The 26,358-nt window shown below is 46.7% G+C and carries 22 protein-coding genes; 14 read left to right on the top strand and 8 right to left on the bottom strand.

The genetic code is table 11. The features are described from left to right. Positions 1–8: 8 nt before the first annotated feature. Positions 9–1,469, bottom strand: a complete 1,461-nt coding sequence (locus OCU74_RS14955; RefSeq protein WP_200807794.1) for a tagaturonate reductase — start codon at positions 1,467–1,469, stop codon at positions 9–11. Between the two features lie 61 nt (positions 1,470–1,530). After that, a complete protein-coding gene (uxaC, locus tag OCU74_RS14960; RefSeq protein ID WP_087482882.1) occupies positions 1,531–2,943 on the bottom strand; it encodes a glucuronate isomerase in 1,413 nt (470 codons plus the stop codon). 359 nt (positions 2,944–3,302) lie between these two features. Here uxaC and OCU74_RS14965 point away from each other — a divergent pair, with 359 nt between their 5' ends. The 9 genes from OCU74_RS14965 to OCU74_RS15005 all read left to right on the top strand — a co-directional run bounded on the left by OCU74_RS14965 (position 3,303) and on the right by OCU74_RS15005 (position 13,971). Beyond that, positions 3,303–3,830, top strand: coding sequence for a TRAP transporter small permease (locus OCU74_RS14965; RefSeq protein WP_234993643.1), 528 nt, complete (start codon positions 3,303–3,305; stop codon positions 3,828–3,830). Positions 3,831–3,910: 80 nt separating this feature from the next. Beyond that, on the top strand, positions 3,911–5,203 hold the full coding sequence (locus OCU74_RS14970) for a TRAP transporter large permease (protein WP_234993645.1): 1,293 nt from the start codon (positions 3,911–3,913) through the stop codon (positions 5,201–5,203). A gap of 128 nt (positions 5,204–5,331) precedes the next feature. Then, positions 5,332–6,294, top strand: a complete 963-nt coding sequence (locus tag OCU74_RS14975; protein WP_087482838.1) for a TRAP transporter substrate-binding protein — start codon at positions 5,332–5,334, stop codon at positions 6,292–6,294. A gap of 176 nt (positions 6,295–6,470) precedes the next feature. After that, positions 6,471–8,240, top strand: coding sequence for a protein-disulfide reductase DsbD (locus OCU74_RS14980; protein ID WP_087482837.1), 1,770 nt, complete (start codon positions 6,471–6,473; stop codon positions 8,238–8,240). 203 nt (positions 8,241–8,443) lie between these two features. Next, positions 8,444–9,073, top strand: a complete 630-nt coding sequence (locus OCU74_RS14985) for a response regulator transcription factor (RefSeq protein WP_087482836.1) — start codon at positions 8,444–8,446, stop codon at positions 9,071–9,073. A 325-nt stretch (positions 9,074–9,398) separates the two neighbouring features. Further along, positions 9,399–9,665: a DUF4212 domain-containing protein gene (locus OCU74_RS14990; protein WP_087482835.1), complete on the top strand. Its 267-nt coding sequence runs from the start codon at positions 9,399–9,401 to the stop codon at positions 9,663–9,665. 14 nt (positions 9,666–9,679) lie between these two features. After that, a complete protein-coding gene (locus OCU74_RS14995; RefSeq protein WP_087482834.1) occupies positions 9,680–11,383 on the top strand; it encodes a sodium:solute symporter family protein in 1,704 nt (567 codons plus the stop codon). Positions 11,384–11,926: 543 nt separating this feature from the next. Beyond that, on the top strand, positions 11,927–13,045 hold the full coding sequence (locus tag OCU74_RS15000) for a heparin lyase I family protein (RefSeq protein WP_087482833.1): 1,119 nt from the start codon (positions 11,927–11,929) through the stop codon (positions 13,043–13,045). A 26-nt stretch (positions 13,046–13,071) separates the two neighbouring features. Beyond that, the gene (locus OCU74_RS15005; protein WP_087482832.1) at positions 13,072–13,971 is read left to right on the top strand and encodes a heparin lyase I family protein; all 900 of its coding nucleotides are present in this window, start codon (positions 13,072–13,074) and stop codon (positions 13,969–13,971) included. 74 nt (positions 13,972–14,045) lie between these two features. Here OCU74_RS15005 and OCU74_RS15010 read toward each other — a convergent pair whose 3' ends face one another. Both OCU74_RS15010 and OCU74_RS15015 read right to left on the bottom strand, forming a co-directional pair. Continuing rightward, positions 14,046–14,717, bottom strand: a complete 672-nt coding sequence (locus OCU74_RS15010) for a 7-cyano-7-deazaguanine/7-aminomethyl-7-deazaguanine transporter (protein WP_087482831.1) — start codon at positions 14,715–14,717, stop codon at positions 14,046–14,048. Positions 14,718–15,069: 352 nt separating this feature from the next. After that, positions 15,070–16,353: a dicarboxylate/amino acid:cation symporter gene (locus OCU74_RS15015; protein WP_234993642.1), complete on the bottom strand. Its 1,284-nt coding sequence runs from the start codon at positions 16,351–16,353 to the stop codon at positions 15,070–15,072. A gap of 421 nt (positions 16,354–16,774) precedes the next feature. On the opposite strand from OCU74_RS15015, the gene gmk reads away from it, so the two are divergent. The 4 genes from gmk (at position 16,775) to recG (ending at position 22,221) form a co-directional block, all read left to right on the top strand. Beyond that, a complete protein-coding gene (gene gmk, locus OCU74_RS15020; protein WP_087482879.1) occupies positions 16,775–17,398 on the top strand; it encodes a guanylate kinase in 624 nt (207 codons plus the stop codon). Positions 17,399–17,511: 113 nt separating this feature from the next. Next, positions 17,512–17,784, top strand: a complete 273-nt coding sequence (gene rpoZ, locus OCU74_RS15025) for a DNA-directed RNA polymerase subunit omega (protein WP_087482830.1) — start codon at positions 17,512–17,514, stop codon at positions 17,782–17,784. Positions 17,785–17,819: 35 nt separating this feature from the next. Continuing rightward, positions 17,820–19,934, top strand: a complete 2,115-nt coding sequence (spoT, locus tag OCU74_RS15030) for a bifunctional GTP diphosphokinase/guanosine-3',5'-bis pyrophosphate 3'-pyrophosphohydrolase (RefSeq protein WP_087482829.1) — start codon at positions 17,820–17,822, stop codon at positions 19,932–19,934. Between the two features lie 208 nt (positions 19,935–20,142). Then, the gene (gene recG, locus OCU74_RS15035) at positions 20,143–22,221 is read left to right on the top strand and encodes an ATP-dependent DNA helicase RecG (RefSeq protein WP_087482828.1); all 2,079 of its coding nucleotides are present in this window, start codon (positions 20,143–20,145) and stop codon (positions 22,219–22,221) included. A 69-nt stretch (positions 22,222–22,290) separates the two neighbouring features. On the opposite strand, the gene envZ is transcribed toward recG, so the two are convergent. The 4 genes from envZ to OCU74_RS15055 form a co-directional block, all read right to left on the bottom strand. Next, positions 22,291–23,601 (bottom strand): two-component system sensor histidine kinase EnvZ, encoded by a 1,311-nt coding sequence (gene envZ, locus OCU74_RS15040; protein WP_087482827.1) that lies wholly within the window; start codon positions 23,599–23,601, stop codon positions 22,291–22,293. Positions 23,602–23,679: 78 nt separating this feature from the next. Next, positions 23,680–24,399: an osmolarity response regulator transcription factor OmpR gene (gene ompR / locus OCU74_RS15045; protein WP_087482826.1), complete on the bottom strand. Its 720-nt coding sequence runs from the start codon at positions 24,397–24,399 to the stop codon at positions 23,680–23,682. Positions 24,400–24,491: 92 nt separating this feature from the next. Continuing rightward, positions 24,492–24,971, bottom strand: coding sequence for a DUF4865 family protein (locus OCU74_RS15050; RefSeq protein ID WP_087482825.1), 480 nt, complete (start codon positions 24,969–24,971; stop codon positions 24,492–24,494). Between the two features lie 12 nt (positions 24,972–24,983). Then, entirely contained in the window at positions 24,984–25,292 is a 309-nt protein-coding gene (locus OCU74_RS15055; RefSeq protein WP_087482824.1) for a carboxymuconolactone decarboxylase family protein, read from the bottom strand. Between the two features lie 101 nt (positions 25,293–25,393). Between OCU74_RS15055 and OCU74_RS15060 the strand changes: the two genes are divergently transcribed. Beyond that, positions 25,394–26,272, top strand: a complete 879-nt coding sequence (locus OCU74_RS15060) for a LysR substrate-binding domain-containing protein (protein WP_087482823.1) — start codon at positions 25,394–25,396, stop codon at positions 26,270–26,272. The last annotated feature ends 86 nt before the right edge of the window (positions 26,273–26,358 follow it).

Below are 26,358 nucleotides of genomic sequence, written 5' to 3' on the forward strand. Positions count from 1 at the left end.
ATTCCTCCTCAGGCATTTGCCAACGCTTCCCGCATTCCCATATGACAGATTCTTTCGACATGAGCAGCTACAGTTTCCGTAAGTCCGGGGACTTGAGTCAGGTCACATTCCCAGTGCTGGTGACAGCCGAGAACCCGTTCAACCAACGTGCGATAATCCGACTGCCCGACAGAAATCCGAGACCATTCAGAAGCAAAGAAGTCAATCCATTCTTGTTCATCATTGAGTGGAAATGCCGTTTCCTGACGCTCTCCGCGGTAAAAGACTATCAGCGCCGCCAGTGCAAAAGTCAGATAATGGGGCAACTTCCCTTGCTGCCGCTGAAAATTCAGAAGCTGAGGTAAAATCCGGGTCTTGAATTTACTCATGCTATTAAGAGCAATCGATAGTAACTGATGGCGGATATAAGGATTACGGAAGCGAGACTGTACATCCCGGGCAAAATCCTGTAATTCGTCGGCAGGCAATGTCAGTGTCGGAATAATCTCTGAGAAGATCACTTCCTCAAGATAGGCCGCCATCTGCGGGTCAGCCATGCTTTCGCCTACAGTCTCAAGTCCGGACAGAAATGCCACCGGCACCAAAGCGGTATGGGCACCGTTAAGAATCGCCACTTTCCGCTCTTTGTAAGGCTTTATATCCGCAACAACCCTGATGTTCAGAGCCTTTTCCGGAGGTAGCTGATCCAGACACAATTTCTCACTTAGCCATTGTGGTCCCTGAATCACAAACAGATAGAAATGTTCCGCACTCACCAGAAAGTTGTCCCGGTAATTCAACTGTTCCTCCAGTTGCGCAGCTTCTTCCCGCGGATACCCGGTCACAATCCGATCCACCAGTGTTGAACAGAATGTATTGGCAGTTTCGATCCATTCGCGAAACTCTTCCGGCAACTGCCAGTGTTTCGCGTAACGCAGAATGACAGATTTGAGGACTTCGCCATTGTAATCGATCAGTTCACAAGGAATGATGACCCAGCCTTTGTCTCCGGCTCCCGCAAAATGGTTAAAACGCTCCCACAGCATGCGAGTGAGCTTGGCCGGAAAACTTGCCGGAGGCGTATCTTCAATCTGATCGGATTCGACATACGCAATTCCGGCTTCTGTCGTATTAGAAAAAACAAACTGAATTTGCGGATTTTTCGCCAGCGTCAGCAACTGTGCAAAATCATGGTAAGCCGACAACTCTTCATTAATGGTATATATGACACGTGACTGAGAAACCGCGTGACCGGTGTCATCCAGTCCCCGGATCAGGGTCGTGTAAATCCCCTGCTGGGTATTCAGACTGGGCGGAACGTTACTGTCAATTGGCCGGATCACACTGACTCCCGAGTTCAGAGATGTACACTCGTTCAGTTGATCTATTTGCCAGTCGAGAAAAGCACGCAGAAAATTGCCCTCACCAAACTGGATGATTCGTGTAGGGTAAGAAGGGCCGGGAAAGTTCTCACGATTCAGCTGTTTCATTATATCTACCTGTATCTGGAGACAGCACCGACGTAACTGCCGGTACTGCCGAAAAAGGGCATTACCGACCGGTCATACCAAAATAGTTTTTCGCGTTGTGGTAACAGATATCAGACACAACATGGCTCAGGTGCTCAAAATCAGCCGGTAATTCACCATCTTCAACCCACTGACCAATCATCTGACATAAAATACGCCGGAAGTATTCATGCCGGGTATAGGAAAGAAAACTGCGGCTGTCAGTCAGCATTCCGACAAAACGACTTAACAAACCAAGTTGTGCCAGTTGCGTCAATTGACGTTCCATTCCATCTTTCTGATCGTTAAACCACCATCCGGAACCAAACTGGATCTTTCCGACCACACCTCCACCCTGAAAATTACCGCACATTGTCGCGATCACTTCGTTATCACGCGGGTTCAGGCAATACAGAATCGTTTTCGGCAACGCATCATCTCTGTCCAGTGCATTCAGCAAACGAGCCAGAGGCTCTGCAACCGGTGCGTCATTGATTGAATCAAACCCCGTGTCAGGTCCGAGCAGAGTAAACATTCGTTGATTATTATTTCTCAGGGCACCAATGTGGTATTGCTGTACCCAGCCCCGACGGGCATATTCCCGGCCAAGGAAAATCAGCACAGCAGTCTTAAACTGAGCCGCTTCCAATTCTGTAACTGGTCCACCAGCTAATCTTCGGGCAAGAATCTGATCCAGTTCAGATTCAGTGGCCTCAGCATAGCAGACTGTATCCAGCGCATGGTCACTGATACAGCAACCGTGATCGGCAAAATGTTGTAACCGCTTCATCAAAGCAGCACACAACGTCTGAAAATTATCAATCGATTCTCCGGAAACAGTTGCCAGAGTTTCAATATAGGCAGGAAAAGTCTCAAGATGGATGTTGAAAGCCTTATCCGGGCGCCAGCTCGGCAACATCTGTACCGGAAAATCGGCATCGGCGGCAACTTTGCGGTGCTCGCTCAGGTCGTCAACCGGATCATCGGTTGTACCAACCATTTCAACCTTCATCTTCTGCATGATGCCACGGGCACTAAATTCTGGTGTCGCCAGCATTTCATTGCATTCATCCCAAATTCGTTCTGCGGTCGATTCGTTCAGTACCACTCCAGTAATACCAAACGGTCTGCGCAATTCCAGATGAGTCCAGTGATAAATCGGGTTACCAATCGTAGCCGGAACCGTCCGGGCAAAGGCCAGAAACTTCTCTTTATCGGTTGCATCACCGGTACACAAACGCTCTTCAATGCCATTGCTACGCATTGCCCGCCATTTATAGTGATCACCTCGTAACCAGATGTCCGTCAGATTCTGAAAGCGATAATCCTCTGCAACTTGTCCGGGTGGCAAATGGCAATGGTAGTCGATAATCGGTAGCTCAGCGGCGACATCATGATAAAGACGTCTGGCAAACTCATTGTGCAAAAGAAAATTATCAGAAAGGAAAGTGGTCATCATCATCACTTAATTTGTTATACCAATTTAATTAAAAATACATGAAAGACGGTTTTGTTCAAACCTGAAAAGCATAAAAACCTCATTATATATTGAAATAGATCACATAAAATCATCATTCAAGATTATGTTTTGTAGTACAGATCCGATTTTTCTAAAGTTGTCATACAAAAAATGATGTTTTTTGATCTCCCCTTCATTTTTATTTCAACCAATATGTAATATATCTTACAAATAAATCACACCAATTGATAATTTTGATGATACAGATAATGAATTGTCGGTATCAGGGATAGTCTGAACAGCGATGTTCAGACGGGTGGCAGAAGATAGGCCGATGGATAAAGAGAGCTGTAGCAATGCTTGAACAAATCAATACATATATAGACAGAGGACTACGCCTGTTACTGACACTGTTCATGGCCGTCATGATCATTGCAGTGGTCTGGCAGGTTTTCACTCGCTTTGTACTTAATGATCCGGCTAATTTTACAGATGAACTATCACGCTATCTGCTGATGTGGATAGGGATTCTCGGTGGCGCGTATACCTTCTCGATTAAACGCCATCTGGCTTTGGAATTGTTACTGTCCCGGTATGAAGAACAAGGGAAACTCGTGTTAACGATTGTAACCAATCTGTTTGTTATTTTTCTTTCTAGCGTTGCCTTTATTTATGGTGGATATCTTTTAGTTTCATCAACCCTCAGTAACGGACAAATTTCTCCGGGAATCGCTATTGCCGGAAAACACCTGCTCGTGGGATACATTTATTTGGTTGTACCAATCTCAGGGGCGCTCATTACCTACTTCAGTCTTCTGGATATCTTGAAAGCGGTTTACCTCCTTGCAGGGAGTCGCACTCATAAAGTAAGCCACCTTTCGTAGCAGGATGATCAGTTATGACATTAATGGATTTATTATTTTCACAAGACTTTTTAGCCAGTGCACCGGATATATTTTACGATATGTTTCCAGTTCTTGTGCTGTTCGGGACACTAGCCGTACTACTGGTTCTCGGTGTCCCGATTGCTTTTTCCATCGGGATTGCAGCCTTCTTTACCATCTTTGTTGATTTTCCGGTAGATAAAGCAGCGGTTCTGGTTTCACAGAAACTGGCCAATGGACTCAACAACTTCGGGTTACTTGCCTTACCCTTTTTCATCGTTGCCGGTAACCTGATGAACCGGGGAGGACTGGCAAGCCGCCTCATCAATTTCGCCATGTTATTCGGTGGAAGACTGCCGGGCGCACTGTCACATGTAAACGTAATTGCCAATATGATGTTCGGGGCATTATCCGGTTCTGCGACAGCATCTGCCGCCGCAGTCGGCGGCATCATGAAACCATTACAGGAAAAGCATAAGTATCCGGCTGATTTTTCAACCGCAATCAATGTCTCATCCTGCCCTGCCGGCCTGCTAATCCCACCGTCGAACATTTTGATCCTTTATGCGCTGGTGAGTAGCACTTCCGTGCAATACCTGTTTATTGCCGGTTACATTCCGGGAATTCTCATGGGATTGGGGATAATGCTGGGGATCTTCTTACTCGGAAACAAATATGACATCCCGAGAGAAAACTATATTTCTCAGGAAAGAGCTAACAAAGTGATCTTTGATGCACTCCCAAGTTTAGGGTTGATCATCATTATTATGGGCGGAATACTAGCGGGAGTATTTACCGCAACAGAAGCATCCGCTATCGCGGTTATCTATAGCCTGCTCCTTGGTTTTGCCTACCGGGAACTCAAAGTCAAAGATCTTTTCCCAATTCTGGTCGATAGCGTCGTAACGACTTCTATCGTGCTACTGATGGTCGCCACTTCATCAGCAATGTCATGGTCGATGGCCAATGCCGATATTCCTGATTTCATCGCCGAATTTATTCTACAGGCTTCAAATAACCCCATCATGATTATGCTGCTGATGAATTTCATCTTACTGCTTATCGGCACGTTTATGGATATGACACCAGCAGTTCTGATCTTTACACCGATATTCTTGCCGATTGCCACGCAGATGGGAATCGACCCGATTCACTTCGGCATCATGATGGTATTTAACTTATGTATCGGCATCTGCACACCGCCGGTCGGAACCGCATTATTTGTCGGATGTAGTGTCTATGACACGACTTTAGGACAGGTCGTCCCCAAATTACTGCCTCTGTTCCTCATTATGATAATCACACTCACGATTGTCATTCTGGTGCCATCGCTATCTCTATGGCTACCGCATCTGGCGGGATACAACAGTTAGTAAGAACCTGGTAATCAGATCAGAACCGGCTAGTAACTAGATAAGAACTGCGGGCAGACAAAGAATCACGATAGCCCTGAGTCTGGGAGTGACCCAGAGAGCGACATGAAACAACATAGGACTGTGACATGAAAAAACTGAATCAACTACTCTTAGCTTGTACCGTTTCGGCACTAACCGGCGGTTATGTTCACGCGGCAACATTAAAGCTATCTCACACTTTACCAACCGAGCATCCGGTTCATCAGTCTCTGGAATCGTTTGCCAAAGAAGTGAAAAACCTGACGCATCTGCGGATCAAGATATATCCGAATGCAACCTTAGGTAGTGAGACTGAAAGCCTGCAAATGGTGCAAAATGGCGCGATTGCATTTACAAAAGTCAGTGCTGCAATTCTGAACACCTTTACTCCGGACTATAAGATTCTTTCTCTGCCGTACCTGTACCGGGATCGTGCCCAGTATGAAGCGGTACTCAACGGACCGATCGGTGAGCAGATTCTTGAGTCATCAAGAAAAGTCGGGTTCATTGGACTTGCTTTCCTTGATGCCGGCTCCCGTAGCTTTTATACCGACAAACCCATCAAAACACCTGCTGATTTAAAAGGATTAAAGATTCGGGTCCAGAATTCATCTCTGGCGATCGATACGATAAAGGCACTTGGAGCAACGCCAGTTCCCCTGCCATATGGTGAACTTTACTCCGCCATGCAGCAGGGAGTTGTCGACGGCGCAGAAAACAATATTCCTTCGTACTATTCATCACGCCATTATGAAGTGAAACAGGTCTTTTCCAGAGACGGACATACAACCGTGCCGGATGTCTTGATCGTATCGACCAGTACCTGGGATTCGCTGACGGACGAACAACGGAAAGGAATTCGTCAGGCAGCCAAAGAGACCGTCAAAATTCAGGAGGAGAACTGGAAAAATTATGTCAGCAAAGCAACTCAGGATCTGAAAAAACACCATGTAACATTTGTCGATAGTGACGTCCCCGCTTTCCAGGATGCGGTAAAACCGGTCTATGATCAGTTCCGCAAAAACAACCCGACACTGGTTCCGCTGCTGGAAAAAATTCAAGCCCTTTAATTGAACAAAATATCTCTTTTCTACACCGCTTCCTGAGAATGTCGTCAGGCATTCTCAGGCTTTTTTAGCTCTCAGTCCAATACTTGAGTATATCTGTCCGATATTTGAGTATACCTCTCGCATTCTCAGGAAAATTTGCGTTATGATGAAGTTATCCAGGTCAAAAATTTCTCTTTATGCGTACGATTTTTCTCATTTTGACATTGCTCATATCAGCCTTGTCTCCGCTTCAGGCACAGAAGTTCGATAATTCTTCTCCTTCCGTTTTTGCGCCTAGTCAAGAGCGATTCGTGACGGTCGATGAAGCTTTCCCTTTTCTGGCATATCAGCAAGGCAATCAGTTAACCCTGAGTTGGGAAGTAAAACCCGGCTACTATCTGTATCAACAACGTCTCAAATTCGATCCACAACAGGTCCGGATCGTTTCCACCAATATGCGTAACGGTGAGCCTCACCATGATGAGTTTTTCGGTGATGTGAATATCTATACCACACCACTTCAGGTAACGCTGGAACTGGCAGATGCCGGAGAAAATGCAGAAATTCAGGTCGGCTATCAGGGGTGTGCGGAAGAGGGATTCTGTTATCCGCCAGAAGTCCGGCACGTTCCGATCGCCCCACTCCCGGCTCCCACTGCAGCGCCGAAATCCACCGGAGTAACATTTCAGCCATTGCAGAAAACAGTCCCCCAGACAGAGCAGAACCGGCTAGCCAATTCACTGGGAGAAAATTTGTGGACTGTTGTCCTGTTCCTGTTTCTGGGTATCGGGTTAGCCTTCACTCCCTGCGTATTCCCCATGTACCCGATTGTCACCAGTATTGTTCTCGGTCAGAAAGATCTGAGTAAAAAACAAGCTTTTGGTCTGGCACTCATCTATGTACAAGGAATGGCCCTGACTTATACACTGCTCGGACTAGTTGTAGCGTCTGCCGGATTACAATTTCAGGCAGCATTGCAAAGTCCGGTGGTCCTTATAACGCTCAGCCTGCTTTTCATTCTGTTATCACTCTCTATGTTTGGCCTTTACACTATTCAGATGCCGGCATCATTGCAGACCTATCTGAATAATCTCAGTCAGCGTCAGTCCGGAGGCCGTCAATTGGGAGTGTTCGTTATGGGGGCAATTTCCGGACTGGTCTGCTCGCCCTGTACGACAGCCCCGCTTTCCGGAGCTTTACTCTATGTCGCCCAGACCGGAGACTTGATGGTCGGAGGAATTGCACTCTATCTGCTGGGTTTTGGCATGGGAATTCCGTTGATTATGATCGCGGTATTCGGACAGACTTTCCTGCCAAAATCAGGCCCATGGATGGAAAAAATCAAAGTTCTGTTTGGTTTTATTCTGCTCGCCGCCCCTATTTTTCTTCTGGAGCGGATCGTATCGGAATCATGGTCAACCGCGCTCTGGGCACTACTTGGCGTCAGCCTTTTCTTATGGATATTCCTGACTAGTCTTCGTTCGGCTGCCAGCACACTAAGAAAGACATTTCTGCTCGTACTTTCTCTGTCCGGGATTGCACTGTCTTTAACACCCGTTGCTCTGTACTCAGGAATAATTACTTCATCATCAGAATCCGCGGCTCTTTCCTTTGTCCGAATTCACAATGTGGATGAACTAAGGCAGCAGCTTGCTCAGGCAAAAGCCAGTCAACAACCAGTCATGCTCGACTTCTATGCCGACTGGTGTGTCGCCTGTAAAGAATTTGAAAAGTACACGTTTTCGGACCATACCGTACAACAGAAACTGGCAAATTACCGGCTGATTCAGGCAGATGTCACAGCAGACAACGCGCAGAACAAAGCCCTGCTGGATGAATTGAATGTACTTGGACTACCGACAATCAGTTTCTGGAATGCTTCCGGAAAAAGAATCACAGAAGCCCGAATTACCGGCTTTATGTCTGCGGATGAGTTTTTAGAGCACCTCACCTCATACGCACTTTGACACATAAACAACCAGAATAACTGGCACTGAATGGGCTGGAAACCCGGATAAATGATAATTTCATCAGCCCATGATGATGCGCTAATGCACTGAGATGCATTCAAAAAAGGGGATAGAGTTCAGAATTTTCGTGCTTCGATATTGTTCAAAAGTATAAACGGAACAATAATTTGGTTAATGACCTGTAAAAAGTACGAATTGTGATGGACTCGACCTATACCATTATCATCGCTGATGATCATCCACTATTCCGTAATGCCCTCTTTCAGTCTGTCCACATGGCAGTGAGTGGTGCAAACCTGCTGGAAGCTGATACGCTGGATGCTCTGCTCGCACTTCTGGCCAAAGAAGCAGACCCGGATCTGGTTTTACTCGATCTAAAAATGCCGGGAAGTAATGGAATGTCCGGTTTAATCCAGCTCAAAAACACCTATCCGGATTTACCGGTCGTTGTGATATCCGCCAGTGAAGAAACATCTGTCGTTGCTCAGGTAAAGAAACATGGCGCTTTCGGTTTTATTCCAAAATCCAGCGACATGCGAACACTGGTCAATGCGTTAAACAAAGTTCTCAATGGTGATCCCTACTTCCCCGAAGATCTGCCAGTCACCAATGAGGCAGCTAATGATTTAGCCGAGAAAATAGCAGCATTGACTCCGCAACAATATAAAGTATTGGGGATGTTGTCCGATGGTTTGCTGAATAAACAAATTGCCTATGAACTGAATGTTTCCGAGGCAACAATCAAGGCACACATGACCGCAATTTTCCGTAAGCTTGGTGTAAAAAACCGAACTCAGGCTGTGATTCTTCTGAATGAACTCAACGAATGATCCCAGACCATTTTACCTTCCTTGCTCAAAAAATCTGTCGTATTAAAGCACCTGATTTGTTTTGAATCCGGCTCAGACTAAGCTAATTACCTGAGAAATAACATACATTCTGTGTATATTTGTATATATACTTTTGGCTAATAATAATATCATTTAACATCTATTTTACATTCCTCCCTTTAGCTCATCCCAATTAACATACTGATTTAAATCAAAAACACTACCAGACTAAAGTTGCAAAGATCAAATAGCCACGACCTGCTATCTTGTACTGGTAACATTGTATTAACAAAATACATATAACAGAACGAGAAAGGAGACAGCTATGGCGTTTGAATCATCAGAACACGCACAAGCTTACTGGAAGGAAAATCTGGGAATCATGGGAACCTTACTGGCTATCTGGTTTCTGGTTTCTTATGGTGCCGGGGTTTTATTTGTAGATAGTCTGAACACAATTCAGTTCGGTGGGTTCAAACTCGGATTCTGGTTTGCTCAACAGGGGTCGATCTACGTCTTCGTCGCGCTCATTTTCATCTATGTCTGGCGTATGAACGCGCTCGACAAGAAATATAACGTCCACGAAGACTAACGGAGGAGTGACGTATGGATATTCAAACCTGGACATTTATCCTTGTTGGTCTCACCTTTGCCCTGTATATCGGTATTGCAATCTGGGCGAGAGCTGCTTCAACCAGTGAATTCTATGTCGCCGGTGGTGGTGTACATCCGGTCGCAAACGGTATGGCAACAGCCGCTGACTGGATGTCAGCAGCATCGTTCATTTCTATGGCGGGGATCATTTCTTTTATCGGCTATGACGGCGGTGTCTACCTGATGGGCTGGACCGGCGGCTATGTCTTGCTTGCACTTTGCCTCGCACCTTATCTACGGAAATTCGGTAAGTTTACGGTTCCTGATTTTATCGGTGATCGATATTACTCCAGAACCGCACGAATGGTGGCTGTATTCTGTGCCATTTTCGTCTCTTTCACCTATGTTGCCGGTCAAATGCGTGGGGTCGGTGTGGTCTTCGCCCGCTTCCTCGAAGTTGATATCAACATGGGAATTATCATCGGGATGGCAATTGTGTTCTTCTATGCTGTGATGGGCGGCATGAAAGGAATTACCTATACTCAGGTTGCTCAGTACTGTGTGCTGATTTTTGCTTTCTTAGTTCCTGCTATTTTCACGTCACTGATGATGACTGGTTCCCCTATCCCACAACTGGGATTCGGCTCAACGATCTCGGGAACAGACACCTATCTGCTTGACCGGCTGGACGGCCTGACTCAGGAACTGGGATTCACGGCTTATACTGACGGTTCGAAAAGTATGGTTGATGTGTTCTTTATCTGTGCAGCTCTGATGGTCGGAACCGCCGGATTACCACATGTAATTATTCGTTTCTTTACCGTACCGAAAGTATCTGATGCCCGCATATCTGCCGGGTGGGCGCTGGTATTTATTGCGCTGCTTTATACAACAGCACCAGCGGTTGCTGCATTTGCCCGGGTAAACATGATCAACACCATCAACGGACCGGATATGCAAGGCGTTCAGTCAGCTGATGCACCAAGCTGGTTTAAAAACTGGGAAAGCACCGGTCTGGTTTCATGGGAAGATAGAAACGGAGATGGACGGATGTTCTATGCCGGTGATGCCCGTAATGAAGTGAAAATTAACCGGGATATTATCGTACTGGCTTCACCAGAACTGGCAAAATTACCAAACTGGGTTGTTGCACTACTGGCAGCCGGCGGATTGGCAGCTGCACTTTCAACAGCAGCAGGATTACTTCTGGTAATCTCCACTTCGATCTCACATGACTTACTGAAAAAAGGCTTCAAACCGGATATGACAGACCGGCAGGAGCTGATGGCAGCAAGGTTTGGTGCCGCACTGGCTGTCATCGGTGCCGGTTATCTGGGAATCAACCCTCCGGGATTCGTGGCGCAGGTGGTCGCCTTTGCCTTCGGCCTTGCAGCGGCCTCCTTCTTCCCGGCCATTATTATGGGAATCTTCTATAAGAAGATGAATAAAGAAGGCGCGATCACCGGTATGCTTGCAGGTATTCTCTTTACGGCGGCGTATATCATCTACTTTAAGTTCGTCAATCCGGCGGCCAACACACCTGACAACTGGTGGTTCGGCATCAGTCCGGAAGGTATCGGAACTCTGGGTATGTGTCTGAACTTCGTTGTTGCTATTGCCGTGAATAAGTTTACGGCAGAAGTTCCTCACGATGTACAGGAAATGGTGGAATCGATTCGTTATCCGAAAGGAGCAGGTGCCGCACATGACCATTGATTTATGACCCGGCAGAGTGTGCTAGTTTCACACTGAAATTGCATGTAAATATGAAGCACTGAATATGAATATATTCAGTGCTTTTTCTTATATTTCAGTCTCACAATTGAGACTAAACCGTAAAAATTGTACACAAAAGCAAGATATTTGTTCAATAATTAATGTATGTGTAATTGATTTTGTTAATAATTACTGAATGAATATATCAATATATAATTAATTGCATATGATGCTGTTTCATTATTTTTAAACTTCCTTACAATCCGCATATGCATCTAGTATTGTCTCATAAATGAATTGTCGAATAACAATATAAAAAATAAGTTATTTCTTTATTTGTTTTTAATACCTATATGACATCCTGAACATATAGAAAAAGATTTTATAATTATTCAATTCCACTCTTATTATGGAAAATTCCATGATGAGCATATTTCTAGCCCACCGACCACTCATTCCAGATTCACACTGATGCAATAAGTGTACGCTGCTCAGGCGTACTTGAAGATCATCAACAACATAAAGAATGATAAGGAAATATATATGAAGAGTTATTCCTTAATAATTAAAACTCTCATCTTACTCTTGTTCACATCTGAGGCGAATGCATGGACAGAAGTCAGGGACTTCAACTTCGGCAAGTCTGGTGACATTGCGATCAATCCAACCTCTGGCTTTAATGATTTAGCAGGTGCTTCCAAAATTGTGAGACAGGACGACGGGAAACCAACGCTCGAAGGTCAGTCCGCCGTCGATATTCATGTCCGTAAAGGTGAAACCGGTTATGGTTCCTGGGGCGGAGACATGTACTTCCCTGAGTATATTCATAAAGGGGAAGAACTATGGCTGCAATTCTATCTTTACATTCCTGCTGACTATGAAATCGGCACACCAACAGGCTACCTCAAGTTCATTCGTTTACGTAATGTCATGCGCAGCCCGGGCAAGCCTCCAAAAGTGACCGGACATTTCGATCTTCTCTTTCAGAATCAGGGCTCAAGAGGCACCTTTGCCATGCTGAAAGAGGGGGAAAGTAATGTACTACGTATCGGTGATTCGGTATCACAGCCAATTCCCCGGGATGAATGGGTGAAATTCGAATTATATATCCGCCTCGATAATGTCCCGGAAAGCCAGGGGGGTACGGGTGTTGTCCGTTTCTGGATGAATGATGAACTGGTTGGTGAACGAAATGACATCATCACATTAGGAACATATGACCTGAAAACCAAAGAAGTATATGAAGATGCCTATTTTACCCGAGTCCTATTCTTTACCTACTGGAATAGAACGGCACCGAAAACCCAGTCTTTATATATGGACCATGTCTATATGACCAATGATACGACTCAGGTAAGAAACTTTGATGAAAACGGTAACCCATTCCTGGGAGAGATTCTCAACCCTGCACTCACGATTTCCTGGGATGCACCGGTAACCCGTACCGATGGCAGCGCGATGAATCCTGATGAAATCGGAGGTTATGAACTCCGTTATAAAGCGAAAACCGCAACTGAGTACACCTATATTCAGATTAAAGATACCAGCACCAGTCAATATCAGATTGCCGACATTGACGATCCTTCAGAGTATGTTTTCGAAGTCGCCGCATACGATACTCAGGGGATTTACAGCCGTTTTGTAAGCGCAAGCGTGAATTAATCTAAAAATATAATAAGGAAATATTTATGAAGACAAAGATTTATATTTTCATCAAAGCGTTTACCTTGCTGGTTCTCTCTTTTCAGGTTCTTGCCTGGACAGATACCCGGAATTTCAATTTCGGCAATGATGGGGATACCGCATATGATGCAAACGCTGGTTTTAATGATTTGGCTGGTGCGTCGAAGATTGTTAAACGAGGTAATGGCACTCCAACTCTGGAAGGATTCTCTGCGGCAGAAATTAATATTCGTCAGGGTGAAACAGGCTATGGCTCCTGGGGTGGCTCTATGTTCTTCCCTGAGTATATTCATCGGGGAGAAGAACTGTGGCTCCAGTTCTATGTGTATATTCCAGAAGATTACGTCATCAATACAGCTACGGGTTATCTCAGCCTGCTCCGACTGCGTAATATCATTGCCAGCCCGGATAAAACGAAGAAAGCGACAGGCTTCCTAGATATTATGTTCCAGAATCAGGACTCAACCCGAGGCACTTTTGCGGTTCTGAAGCAAGGAGAAAGCAGTGTCAAACGTATCGGCAACTCAGCATCACAACCGATTCCACGTGACCAATGGGTGAAACTTGAACTCTACGTTCATGCCGACAGCGTTCCTCAAAGCAAAGGTGGTCAGGGTATTGTCCGGTTATGGATGGATGATGAGCTGGTCGGTGAAGTGAGCGATATTGTGACACTTGGCATGGCAAACCTGAATACCAAAGAGCAATATGAAGATGGCTACTTTACCAGAGTGATGTTTTTCAGCTACTGGTTCGGTGGTGCTCCGAAAACCCAGAAGCTCTATATGGACCATGTTTTCATGACCAATGATGCCAATGTACCGGAATACCGTGATGCACAGGGTCATCTGTTCTTAGGTAAACGTCTTGCACGGCCAGTGATGGTTGCAGTGCAGGCAGACTAACGTTAAACAATGATTCAGCTTCTGCTCAGTTTTCTATTCAAAAATAGTGCAGAGGCTGAATCCTATCTTTTCACTCAGTTATTCACACCGACAACCGTAAACTCCGGATTGATCGCCGTCAGTTTCTTCACCAGATAGTTCAGCAGCATACCGTACATTGGTACAAACAGACCTAAACTAATCACCAGTTTAAATCCATAATCGACCATAGCGATTTCCTGCCAGTGTTGCGCCATAAACGGATCCGGACTTTGATAGAAAGCAATCCCGAAAAAAGCGACGGTATCTAATGCATTTCCGAACAATGTTGAACATGTAGGCGCGATCCACCACTGCTTTAACTGGCGTAGTCGATTGAAAACCTGTACATCTAAAACCTGTCCCAACAGATAAGCCATAAAACTGGCGATTGCGATTCGGGCCACAAACCAGTTCAGATGCGTCAGAGGATCGGTTCCCTGAAAGTGCCCTTCAAAAAACATCACCGACAACAGGTATGAAACAACCAATGCCGGTAACATCACCAGAAAAATAATCCGCCGGGCTAAAGATGCGCCAAAAATTCTGACCGTCAGATCCGTTGCCAGAAAAATGAACGGAAAAGTAAACGCACCCCAGGTCGTGTGATATCCCCAGACAGTAAACGGGATCTGGACCAGATAGTTGCTTGAAGCAATAATCAGCAAGTGGAATAAAACAAGATAGCTCAGCGCTTTACGCTGCTGTGCGATAGTAAAGTAATTCATGTTGTACCTTTTTCTTTTGGTTTGGGGTGAGGGAACCCAAATACAGTTTTCCGTAGCTTCCAACCCCAGTCTGTACGGACGAACTTCACAGGCTCAAAAGCGGGCGGCGATTATACAGCAATTCATACTGACTTCAAGATGAATAACATGGAAAGTATGGTGAAACACGATGAGGGAATAAGTAGATCAAGGGATAAGAGTGATCAATAGATAACAGTGATAGTGCTCTGGTCCGCCCCAGTGGGCGAACCGGAACACTTCACTAAATACAGACAGAAAACAGGCGATGTCTTTGACTGTAGCAATCAGCCCCTGCGCAGGTAGGTCTATGCAGGGGACAGAGATAAGATAATTATGAAAGTGAAGTAGCTGATTTCACTTCCTGTTCTTGTTCTCTTCCTTGTTCAGATGTTTGCTCTTGTCCTTGAGGATACTGAATTTCTTTTTCTGAAGCGCCAACCACAATAGAAGCGGCCAGGTCGCCAATCACGTTAATCGATGTTCTTGCCATATCCAATATGCGATCGATTCCCGCAATTAATGTTAAACCTTCTAAAGGCAGACCTACTGACGTCAATACAATCGACAGCATGATCAGGCCACCACCAGGAACACCGGCAGTACCGATCGCACCTAACGTTGCCGTCAGAATAATGGTTCCCATCTGTGCGAAGGTTAAATCAATGCCATAAACCTGAGCAATAAAGAGTGCACAAACTCCCTGATACAGAGATGTTCCCCCCATATTGATGGTTGCCCCTAATGGCAGTACAAAACTTGCAATCTTGTCCGATACGCCGAAGTTTTCCTTAATGGTACGGATACTGACCGGCAAAGTGCCCGAACTACTGGAAGTACTGAACGCAGTTGCAGCAGCAGGTAAGATGCCCTTCATGAACCGTAGTGGCGAGATTCCGGCAAATCCTTTAACGGTCAGTGCGTAGACCAGAGCCATCTGAATGACACAGCCAACATATACCGCAGCAATAACCTTAATCAGAGGAATCAGGACAGCTGCACCATTTGACGCGACCACAGGGACAATCAGGCCGAATACACCATACGGTGCCAACGACATGATAAAACCGGTAATTTTGTACATAATTTCAGCCACACTTTCGAAAAACGAAATGAATGGCTGGGCTTTCTTTTCAGGAAGAGACGTAGCACCCATCCCAAGAAACAAAGCGAAAGCAATAATTTGCAGCATATTGCCTTCAACGAGTCCTTTCAGTGGATTCTTAGGGATAATATTTAAAAATGTATCCACCAGACTCACACTTTCCACAGCTTTACCTGTTCCGCTGACCGGAATGGTTAATCCTGCTCCCGGCATAAAAATCGTTGCCAGAAACAGACCAATCGCCACAGCAAAAGCCGTTGTTAACAGATAGTAACTAAGTGTTTTTCCTCCGATTCTTCCCAATGTTTTGATGTCACCAATACTGGCGGCACCAACAATCAACGATGAAAATACTAAAGGGACAATTAGCATTTTGATCAGGTTGATGAATAACGTTCCGATGGGTTTAATATAGGTATTCGCAATATCCGGCGAACCCTGGAGAAGCAATCCAACCGCGACCCCTGCAGCAAGACCAATGAAGATTTTGGTGGTTAACTTCATTTTTTTCATGATGTTCCTCATTGTTTTTTATAGATGACATCGCCTGTTCATATCGTCTATAACTGCTTTTTTTATACGTCTACTAAAGTGGAACGATAGACTTGTCTATTGTATAGTTTGTGCTACACAAACTCGCGCGACATTATCACATTACTCAATAGCAAACCATGGCAGATTGTGACGAATCGGGGATTTTACACATTATTCCTCTTCAGCCAAACGATTCACTCAGAATAATCAACTGAACCTTATCCGGCATACTTGAGCAATCAGAACGGTTCGTGATACTCTTCGCCTCCATTTTCTGCCCGTATTTCTACTCAAATAAATCTCGGTATAACTTACACTATCGGTTTAAAATGAGTCAGACGGGTAAGCTGTCCGCTTTGTAATGATGTGTTAACTGATAGTAAGAGTGAAAATAGACATGATGGGTCAAGGTACGCTTTATATTGTTTCAGCTCCCAGCGGAGCAGGAAAATCCAGCCTGATTGCCTCCTTAATGGAGAAAAATCCGACCTATGCCATGAAAGTCTCTGTATCACACACAACCAGACAGCCCAGACCGGGGGAACAGGACGGCGTCCACTATCACTTTGTCGATAAAGCACATTTTAAAGACCTGATTGCCAAAGGTGAGTTTCTCGAATATGCAGAGGTCTTCGGGAATTATTACGGAACCTCTCAGGTCTGGATTGAAGAAACCCTGAACAAAGGAATCGATATATTCCTTGATATTGATTGGCAGGGCGCCCGGCAGATCCGTGAAAAAATGCCAGCGGCCCGCAGTATTTTCATTCTGCCACCTTCAAAAGAAGAGCTGGAGCGTCGTTTGAACGCCCGTGGGCAGGACAACGAAGACGTCATTGCCAAAAGAATGAGTGAAGCACAGTCAGAGACTTCTCACTATTCAGAGTATGACTACCTCATCATCAACGACGATTTTGATGTTGCATTGATGGATTTTAAAGCAATCATTCGGGCAGAAAGATTGAAGCAAGACAAGCAAGCTGCTAAATATAGCAGTATGCTGTCGGAATTATTGTCTGATTAACGAATGAGGCAATAAACCATCCGACGAAGTAACCCGTGAAGTTTACAATCTATTCCGTTCGGTTGTATAATTTCTGGTCATTTATAGATTTTTATTAACGATTTGGAGTTCTCATGGCACGCGTAACTGTTCAAGACGCAGTTGAAAAAGTTGGCAACCGTTTCGATTTGGTTCTTATTGCGGCACGCCGCGCTCGTCAGATGCAAACAGGTGGAAAAGATCCATTGGTGCCAGAAGAAAACGATAAAGCGACCGTTATCGCCCTGCGCGAAATTGAAGATGGTCTGATTACCAAAGAAGTTCTTGATGCACGTGAGCGTCAGGAGCAGCAAGAGCAGGAAGCCGCAGAATTGGCAGCCGTGAGCAGTATCGCTCACAACCGTTAATTCTTCTCTGGTTACACAACATACGGGCCTAAAATTTGTATCTATTCGATAGCCTCAAAGCCGTTGCCCAGGAATATCTGACAGAGCCTCAAATTGAGGCTCTGCGTCACTCTTATGTGGTTGCGAGAGATGCTCACGAGGGACAAACACGTTCCAGCGGAGAGCCTTACATTATCCACCCGGTCGCCGTAGCCCGGATTCTGGCAGAGATGCGTCTGGATCTGGAAACACTGCAAGCCGCACTTCTCCACGATGTTATCGAAGATACAGAAGTCACAAAAGAAGAGCTGGAAACGAAATTCGGAACGTCAGTTGCCGAACTCGTCGACGGCGTGTCGAAACTCGACAAACTTAAGTTTCGTGACCGCAAAGAAGCTCAGGCGGAAAACTTCCGCAAAATGGTGCTGGCCATGGTTCAGGACATCCGGGTCATTTTGATCAAACTGTCTGACCGGACGCACAATATGCGCACTCTCGGAGCTCTCCGTCCGGACAAGAAACGCCGTATTGCCAGAGAAACCCTGGAAATCTATGCACCGCTGGCACACCGTCTCGGGATTCATAACATTAAAGTCGAGCTGGAAGAACTCGGCTTTGAAGCACTCTACCCCAATCGCTATCGCGTGCTGAAGAATGTCGTCAAATCGGCACGGGGAAATCGCAAAGAGATGATCCAGCGTATCCACAGCGAGATCGAAGGCCGCCTTCAGGAAGTCGGACTCACCGCCAAAGTTGTGGGACGGGAAAAAAATCTTTTCTCCATCTATAACAAGATGAAAACCAAAGAGCAGCGGTTCCATAGTATTATGGATATCTATGCTTTCCGGATTATCGTTGATACTGCAGATACCTGTTATCGGGTACTCGGTCAGGTTCATAGCCTGTATAAACCGCGTCCGGGACGTATCAAAGACTATATTGCCGTACCAAAAGCCAACGGTTATCAGTCTATTCATACCTCAATGGTTGGTCCGCACGGTGTCCCGGTTGAAGTACAGATCCGGACAGATGACATGGACCAGATGGCCGATAAAGGGGTTGCAGCACACTGGTCTTACAAAGGCAACAGCGAACGCACCGGTACCACAGCTCAGGTCAAAGCCCAGCGCTGGATGCAAAGCCTGCTGGAACTACAACAAAGCGCCGGGAACTCATTTGAATTCATTGAAAACGTTAAATCCGATCTGTTCCCGGATGAGATTTACGTCTTCACCCCGAAAGGACGCATCGTTGAATTACCAGCGGATGCAACAGCCGTTGACTTCGCCTATGCGGTTCATACTGACGTCGGGAACACTTGTGTCGGAGCCCGGGTTGATCGAAATCCCTATCCGCTGAGTAAATCGCTGAAAAACGGCCAGACCGTAGAAATCATCAGTGCACCGGGCGCGCGCCCGAATGCAGCCTGGCTCAACTATGTGGTCACTTCCCGGGCCCGGACCAAAATTCGTCAGGTGCTGAAAACCATGCGCAGGGAAGAATCGATCACCCTTGGTCGGCGCTTGTTGAATCACGCACTTGGCGAACAGACAATTAACAGTATTGAACCGGAAAACATCCAGAAAGTCCTGTCCGAACTCAAAATGGAACAACTGGATGATATGCTGGCAGCAATTGGTCTGGGTGAACTAATGAGTATTGTCATTGCCCGCCGCTTGCTAGGCAACACTGACGATCTCACTGTCAATGAGAGTAACCGGCCGAAGCGGAAACTGCCGATTCGGGGAGCCGATGGTATTCTGCTGAATTTTGCCAACTGTTGTCATCCGATCCCGGATGATCATATTGTGGCTCATATTTCACCGGGAAAAGGTCTTGTCGTCCACCGCGAAACCTGTGCAAATGTACGGGGTTATCAACGTGAACCGGAAAAATATATGGCCGTCGAATGGTCCAATGATTACGAGCAGGAATTTATCACTGAGCTGAAAATCGACATGCTGAATCATCAGGGAGCACTGGCTGAATTAACCAATGTCATTTCTCAGACCGGCTCAAACATTCACGGCATTTCAACGGAAGAAAGAGACGGGCGTCTGTATACCATCACGGTATTACTGACAACCAAAGACCGGATTCATCTGGCAGGTATCATGCGTAGAATTCGCGTTATGCCTCATGCATTGAAAGTCCGCCGTAAGCGTAGCTAATCTCTCTTGCAGAAATCATCAACAGACATCCGGTCCGGATGTCTGTTTTCTGTCTTCGCGACAATTTACTTTCAGATGCCATGACCTTCTACCACAATTAATCGGTAAGAATGCGATCAACCTTGAACAAAAGCATAAAAAAACCTGTACAAAAAAACAGTTCAGTGGTTGAATATTTGACAACTCAATGCATTACGAACAATCGATCATGTCGCAATTGCTTTCAGCCATTCCGTTAACATCACTTTCAGGCGTCGGGGCCAAAGTCGCTGAAAAACTCAGCCGGATTGGCCTGAATAGCGTACAGGATCTCCTGTTCCACCTTCCCCTCCGCTATGAAGACAGAACCCGGGTTTACCCCATCGCCCAGCTCCATCCGGGTTTATGGTGTGCAACTCAGGGAGAAGTGATGCAGACCAATACGGTCTTCGGCCGCAAGAAGATGCTGACGGTTAAAATCAGTGATGGACATGGCTCACTGACATTGCGTTTTTTCAACTTTACAGCGGCGATGAAAAATAATTTTACCGAAGGGAAGTTTGTTCACGCCTACGGTGAAATCAAACGTGGCAGTATCGGTCTTGAAATCATCCATCCCGAATATAAATTCTACACACCGCAGAAACCCATCGATACAGAGGCCTGTCTGACCCCGGTTTATCCGACTACTGATGGTCTCAGGCAACTGACACTTCGCCAGCTCACCGATCAGGCTCTTGAGTTGCTTGATAAAGCCGCCGTACAGGAACTGCTGCCCGAAGGCCTGTATGATCACCAGATCTCTTTATCACATGCACTACACACTATCCATCGTCCCGCAGCTGATATCCAGCTGGAACTGTTTGATCAGGGGCGTCATCCGGCTCAGTTACGTTTAATCATGGAAGAATTGCTGGCACAGAATCTATCGATGCTGGCAGTCCGGCACCGAGGACAACAGGATCAGGCTCTGCCTCTTCCACCTGTCGAGAAATACAAGCAGCAGTTACTGGCACAACTTCCCTTCAGCCCGACCGGTGCTCAGGGTCGAGTGGTCCGGGAGATAGAATCCGATCTGGAAAAAACACATCCCATGATGCGACTGGTTCAGGGCGATGTCGGTTCAGGAAAAACGCTAGTTGCAGCCATGACAGCCTTACGGGCAATTGAACACGGTTATCAGGTCGCACTGATGGCACCGACAGAACTGCTGGCAGAGCAGCACGCGATCAATTTTGCCAACTGGTTCGAAAGTATGGGTCTGCGTGTCGGCTGGCTGGCCGGAAAACTGAAAGGGAAAGCCAGAGAGCAGGCTCTGGCTGATATCGCCTCTGGTGCAGTTCATATGGTGGTTGGCACCCATGCCTTATTTCAGGAACAGGTTGCTTTTCACCACCTCGCACTGGTAATTATCGATGAGCAACACCGGTTTGGCGTTCACCAGCGTTTGGAACTTCGGGAAAAAGGGGCCAAAGATGGCTGTTTTCCTCACCAATTGATCATGACCGCCACACCGATTCCCCGCACGCTGGCAATGACTGCCTATGCGGATCTGGAAACGTCAGTTATCGATGAACTTCCTCCCGGCCGAACACCTATTCAGACCGTTGCGATTCCGGACACCAAGCGAGATGATGTTATCGAACGGGTTCGCCATGCATGCCTGACAGAAGGAAAACAAGCTTACTGGGTTTGTACCCTGATCGATGAATCCGAGATTCTCGAAGCTCAGGCTGCTGAAGAAGTTACTCAACTGTTGCAACAACAGTTGCCGGGTGTGCGAATCGGTCTGGTCCACGGGCGAATGAAACCGGCAGAAAAACAGCAGGTGATGCAGGATTTTAAAGAAAACCAGCTTCATCTGTTGGTGGCTACGACAGTGATTGAAGTCGGAGTTGATGTCCCGAATGCCAGCCTGATGATTATTGAAAACCCGGAGCGGCTTGGTCTGGCCCAGCTCCACCAGCTCAGAGGCCGGGTCGGCCGGGGTTCCGTTGCCAGCCATTGCGTCCTGCTTTATCACCCGCCACTCTCGAAAACCGCCCAAAAACGACTGGGTGTCATGCGTGAAAGCAACGATGGCTTTATCATTGCCCAGCGCGATCTGGAAATCCGTGGTCCCGGAGAACTGCTTGGCACCAAACAAACCGGACTGGCTGATTTCAAAATTGCCGATCTGGTCCGCGATCAGCAACTCATTCCGGAAGTACAGCGTATCGCCCGGCATATTCACGATCGTTACCCGACCAATGCCGCTGCAATTATTGATCGCTGGCTTGGGGAACGAGATGTCTATGCAAAAGCATGAGAATCAAACTTTTTGCATCATACCCCAGAAACCAAAGAACGATGAATTATACTCTCCGAAAACGGATTCTTAACTTCGCTCACTCACCGGGAAACTAATCTGGACTTTTAAACCACCTTCGGAACGGTTGGTCATGGAAACACTGCCCTGATGCTGACTGACAATCCGCTTCACGATTGCAAGCCCAAGCCCAGAACCTTCGCTGCCCCGGGCTGAATCTCCCCTTGTGAACGGCTCGAATACCTTATCCATCTGAGCTTCACTAATACCTGGGCCATTATCTTCCACACAGATCCACACCAGACGACTATCTGCCGTCATCCCCGAGCTTACCTTAATCCAACCATTGCCATAACGCATTGCATTCACAATCAGATTACTCAGTGCTCGTTTTATCGCGATGCTGTGACCGAATGCCGGTTTGATCGGCTCAGCCAGTTCGGTGATGACTTCACCAATCCGGTCTCCGGGCTTCGCAACCTCCAGTATCAGATCATTAACAGCCACCGGTTGAAAAGTCTGCGCATCAATCGGTTTAAGATAATCCATAAACTGACTGATGATCTCATTACACTCTTCAGTATCACTGATAATTCCTTCTGCCAGATAACGGTCTTCAGGAGACATCATCTCGGTTGCCAGACGGATCCGTGTCAGTGGTGTGCGCAAATCATGGCTGATACCAGCCATCAACAGCGCCCTGTCCTCTTCCAGTGCCTGAATCCCTTTTGCCATTTGATTGAACGTCCGGGTAACAGAACGAATTTCTGAAGAACCTTTTTCAATCAACGGTGGCGGTATTTCCCCCCGACCGACAGCTTTTGCGGCTTTCTCCAGCCGGATTAACGGCCGGTTCTGCCAGCGAATAAATAACCAGCCACCAAATAAAATCAGGCTGGCCATCATCAGGCTATTCCAGAAGAGTGGCAGAAAGTCCTCTTCCTGCAATTCCGATAAAGGGATCCGGAACAACACTTCAGGAAGCGCATCGATCTTCATCCACAATACATAGCTATCAGCACCAAGACTCATCCGGACATCGGTCGGCGATCCCAGTTCATGACTCATTTCTTCACACATTAAATCAATCGACGTAGCCTGCTGATAAGCATCCTCCGCGCTACCATGTGCTGGGTGAACTGTCACACCCAACTTCTCCAGAACCTGACGTCGCATCAGGGCATTCAGTGGAATATCCTGACTCTTACCCATCGTATCATCCAGTACCAGTCGGATTTCATGGCTCAGAATTTTATTAAACTGTTGCAGACTTGGCAGTAGTGCATAGTGGAACACGGCGTAATAGGAGTAGAGCTGGTTAGCAACCAGTAAGACAAGAAAGAGTAAAATCGTCTGAGTAAAAGAGCTGCGGGCACGCATCAGTAAACTCCGGAATCATTGTAAAGCGCCAGAATCAACCGGCGTCTTACAATGTTAAGATGATCATAGGTCAATAAGTCAGGTCAACTGACCATCTGGAACAAAAACATATCCCAGTCCCCAAACCGTTTGAATATAACGGGGTTTCGCCGGATCGGTTTCCAGCATTCTACGTAAGCGGGAAATCTGTACATCGATAGAACGTTCCATCGCCGAGTATTCCCGTCCTCTCGCCATATTCATCAGTTTATCCCGAGACATCGGTTCGCGGGGATTGGAAACCAGCACTTTCAGCACCGCAAATTCACCGGAGGTCAGCGGCATAACTTCATCTCCCCGGAACATTTCCCGAGTCCCCAGATTAAGCCTGAACTCACCAAATTCAACCAATGATTCTTCAGCGCTCGGCGCTCCCGGCAGTTCAATCACCTGACGACGTAACACGGCTTTGATTCGCGCCAGCAGCTCCCGGGGATTAAAAGGCTTAGGCAGATAGTCATCGGCACCGAGTTCAAGCCCGGTGATGCGATCTTCTTCATCTCCTTTCGCCGTCAGCATCAGAATCGGTAACTGACTATTAGACTGGCGCAGCCGTCGACAGATGGACAGCCCATCTTCTCCCGGTAGCATTAAATCCAGTACCATCAGGTGGAAATTTTCACGAGCCAGTAAGCGATCCATCTGTTCGCTGTTCGCAACACTCCGGACTTGATACCCCTGATCCGAGAGATAACGCTCCAGCAACGATCGCAGCCGGGCGTCATCATCTACCACTAAAATCTTTTCACTCTCCTGCACGCATCACCTCTGTTCATCTGATACGAATTCTCTCATTTCAATGTATCACTATTTTTCTGCCGGGAGCGAAAAGAATTGTTAGCGTTTATGTCTTATCCGTGGGCAACATAACCGATCCGGTAATACTGACCACTGACCGCCGTTTCAAGTTGCTTCTCCAGCCAGTGAACCCGCAGAGATGTCCAGTCCCGACAGTCGAAGCCACACACGTCGCCTTCCGTGTCGGTGACCGTATCAAACAGAGCCAGCTTCCGGGAGTCATCCGGTAAGATCGGCGCCTTATCCAATAGCCAGGTCTTTACTTCAGGTCGGCCAAACTGCTCACATAATGCTGCAAAACCTTCACTACGGAGGAATCCTTGCATCGCTTGCGTATCCCGCCAGACATAAAACGGAGCATAACTATTGATGGCCGATGGATAATCCGCATCCTCTTTGACTGAAAAAAGAAATGCTTTAAACAGCAGACCCGGATAACCATCAAGCAGATGTCCTTTATCACGAATTCTGTTTTCAATAGATTCCATCGGATAGTCCGACGGCAGAATAATTTTATATTGCATGGCGATCATAATGGTTAACCCTCACTCTTTATTCAAACGATCCAGATTCAAACGATCCAAAGCCGTTACTGCGGCTGGCCAGCCGGCATAAAATGCCAGATGAGTAAATAATTCACCTAACTCAGCCTTACTCAGCCCGTTTTGCTCCGCCCGCTCCAGATGAAACGGTAATTGTTCACTTCTGCCCAATGCAGCCAGAACCGACAAGGTAATCATGCTGCGCTCCCGGGGATTCAGTTGCGGACGTTCCCAGATATCAGCAAACAGTATTGTTTCTGTAAGTGATTTCAGTCTGGGAGCGTATTGGAATATGTCATCGATAGATTGCATGGTTTACTTCTCCTCTTGAAATACAGCCTAATCGTGTCATGATTTAATAGAACTAAAAATCAAAACATTCAGGACTAATTATCCTGAATTTAAGGATAATCATGGCAAACTACCAGACACTGGACTTACAGGCTCTGCGCACTTTTGTACTGGGAATGGAACTGAATAATTTCGCTTTGGCAGCCAAACGGTTGCACCGTTCCACTTCCGCTGTCAGCGCTCAGTTAAAGAAACTGGAGGATCAGAGTGGATTAACACTGGTCAGAAAGGAAGGACGTCATCTGTTTCCAACCCCCGCGGGTGAGCAGCTACTCAGCTACGCCAGACGATTACTGGCTCTTAATGATGAAGCAATGCAAGCCATACAAGCGATTGACCTTGCGGGGCAAGTTCGTTTCGCGATGCAGGAAGACTTTGCTGAAGGTTTTCTTACCCGAATCCTTGGCAGCTTCAGCAGAGCTCATCCACTAGTTCAGCTTTCGACAACCGTTGCCAGAAATAGCACACTGATCTCAGGGATTCGTGAAGATCAATATGATCTTGCGCTGGCCTGGAATGGCGGAGCCAAAACTCCTTACTCGGAAACGGTGGCTGAAATCCCGCTACACTGGCTGGGTCAGCCGGGTTTCCCAGTAGCAGATATATTAGCGCAGGGCAAACCGCTGCCGTTGGTCATGTTCGCGCCACCATGCCAGATCCGCAACAATGCCATTCAGGCACTCGATGCAGCCAGAATACCGTGGCAGGTAACTTATACCAGCCACAGTTTACATGGTATCTGGGCAGCTCTGGAAGCAGGACTTGGCATATCGGCCCGCACCGCGCTTGCTCTGCCACCGTCGCTGACCATACTCAACACACTTCCACCTTTACCACAACTGAGTGTCAGCCTGCATCAATCACGGGAAGAAAGCCCTCAACCAGTTAAAAGGCTGATTGAAATCATCAGACAACAGCTGGAAAATATTCCGGCAGGATAGATAGTCGCGGTGTTTTCACGACACAAGTTTTCATTCCTCAAGGAGTCCAGTACACTAGGTCGCTGAGACTAAATGGAGCTATAGGT

It is taken from the genome of Vibrio mangrovi (assembly GCF_024346955.1).
In the GTDB taxonomy this organism is placed as follows: domain Bacteria; phylum Pseudomonadota; class Gammaproteobacteria; order Enterobacterales; family Vibrionaceae; genus Vibrio; species Vibrio mangrovi.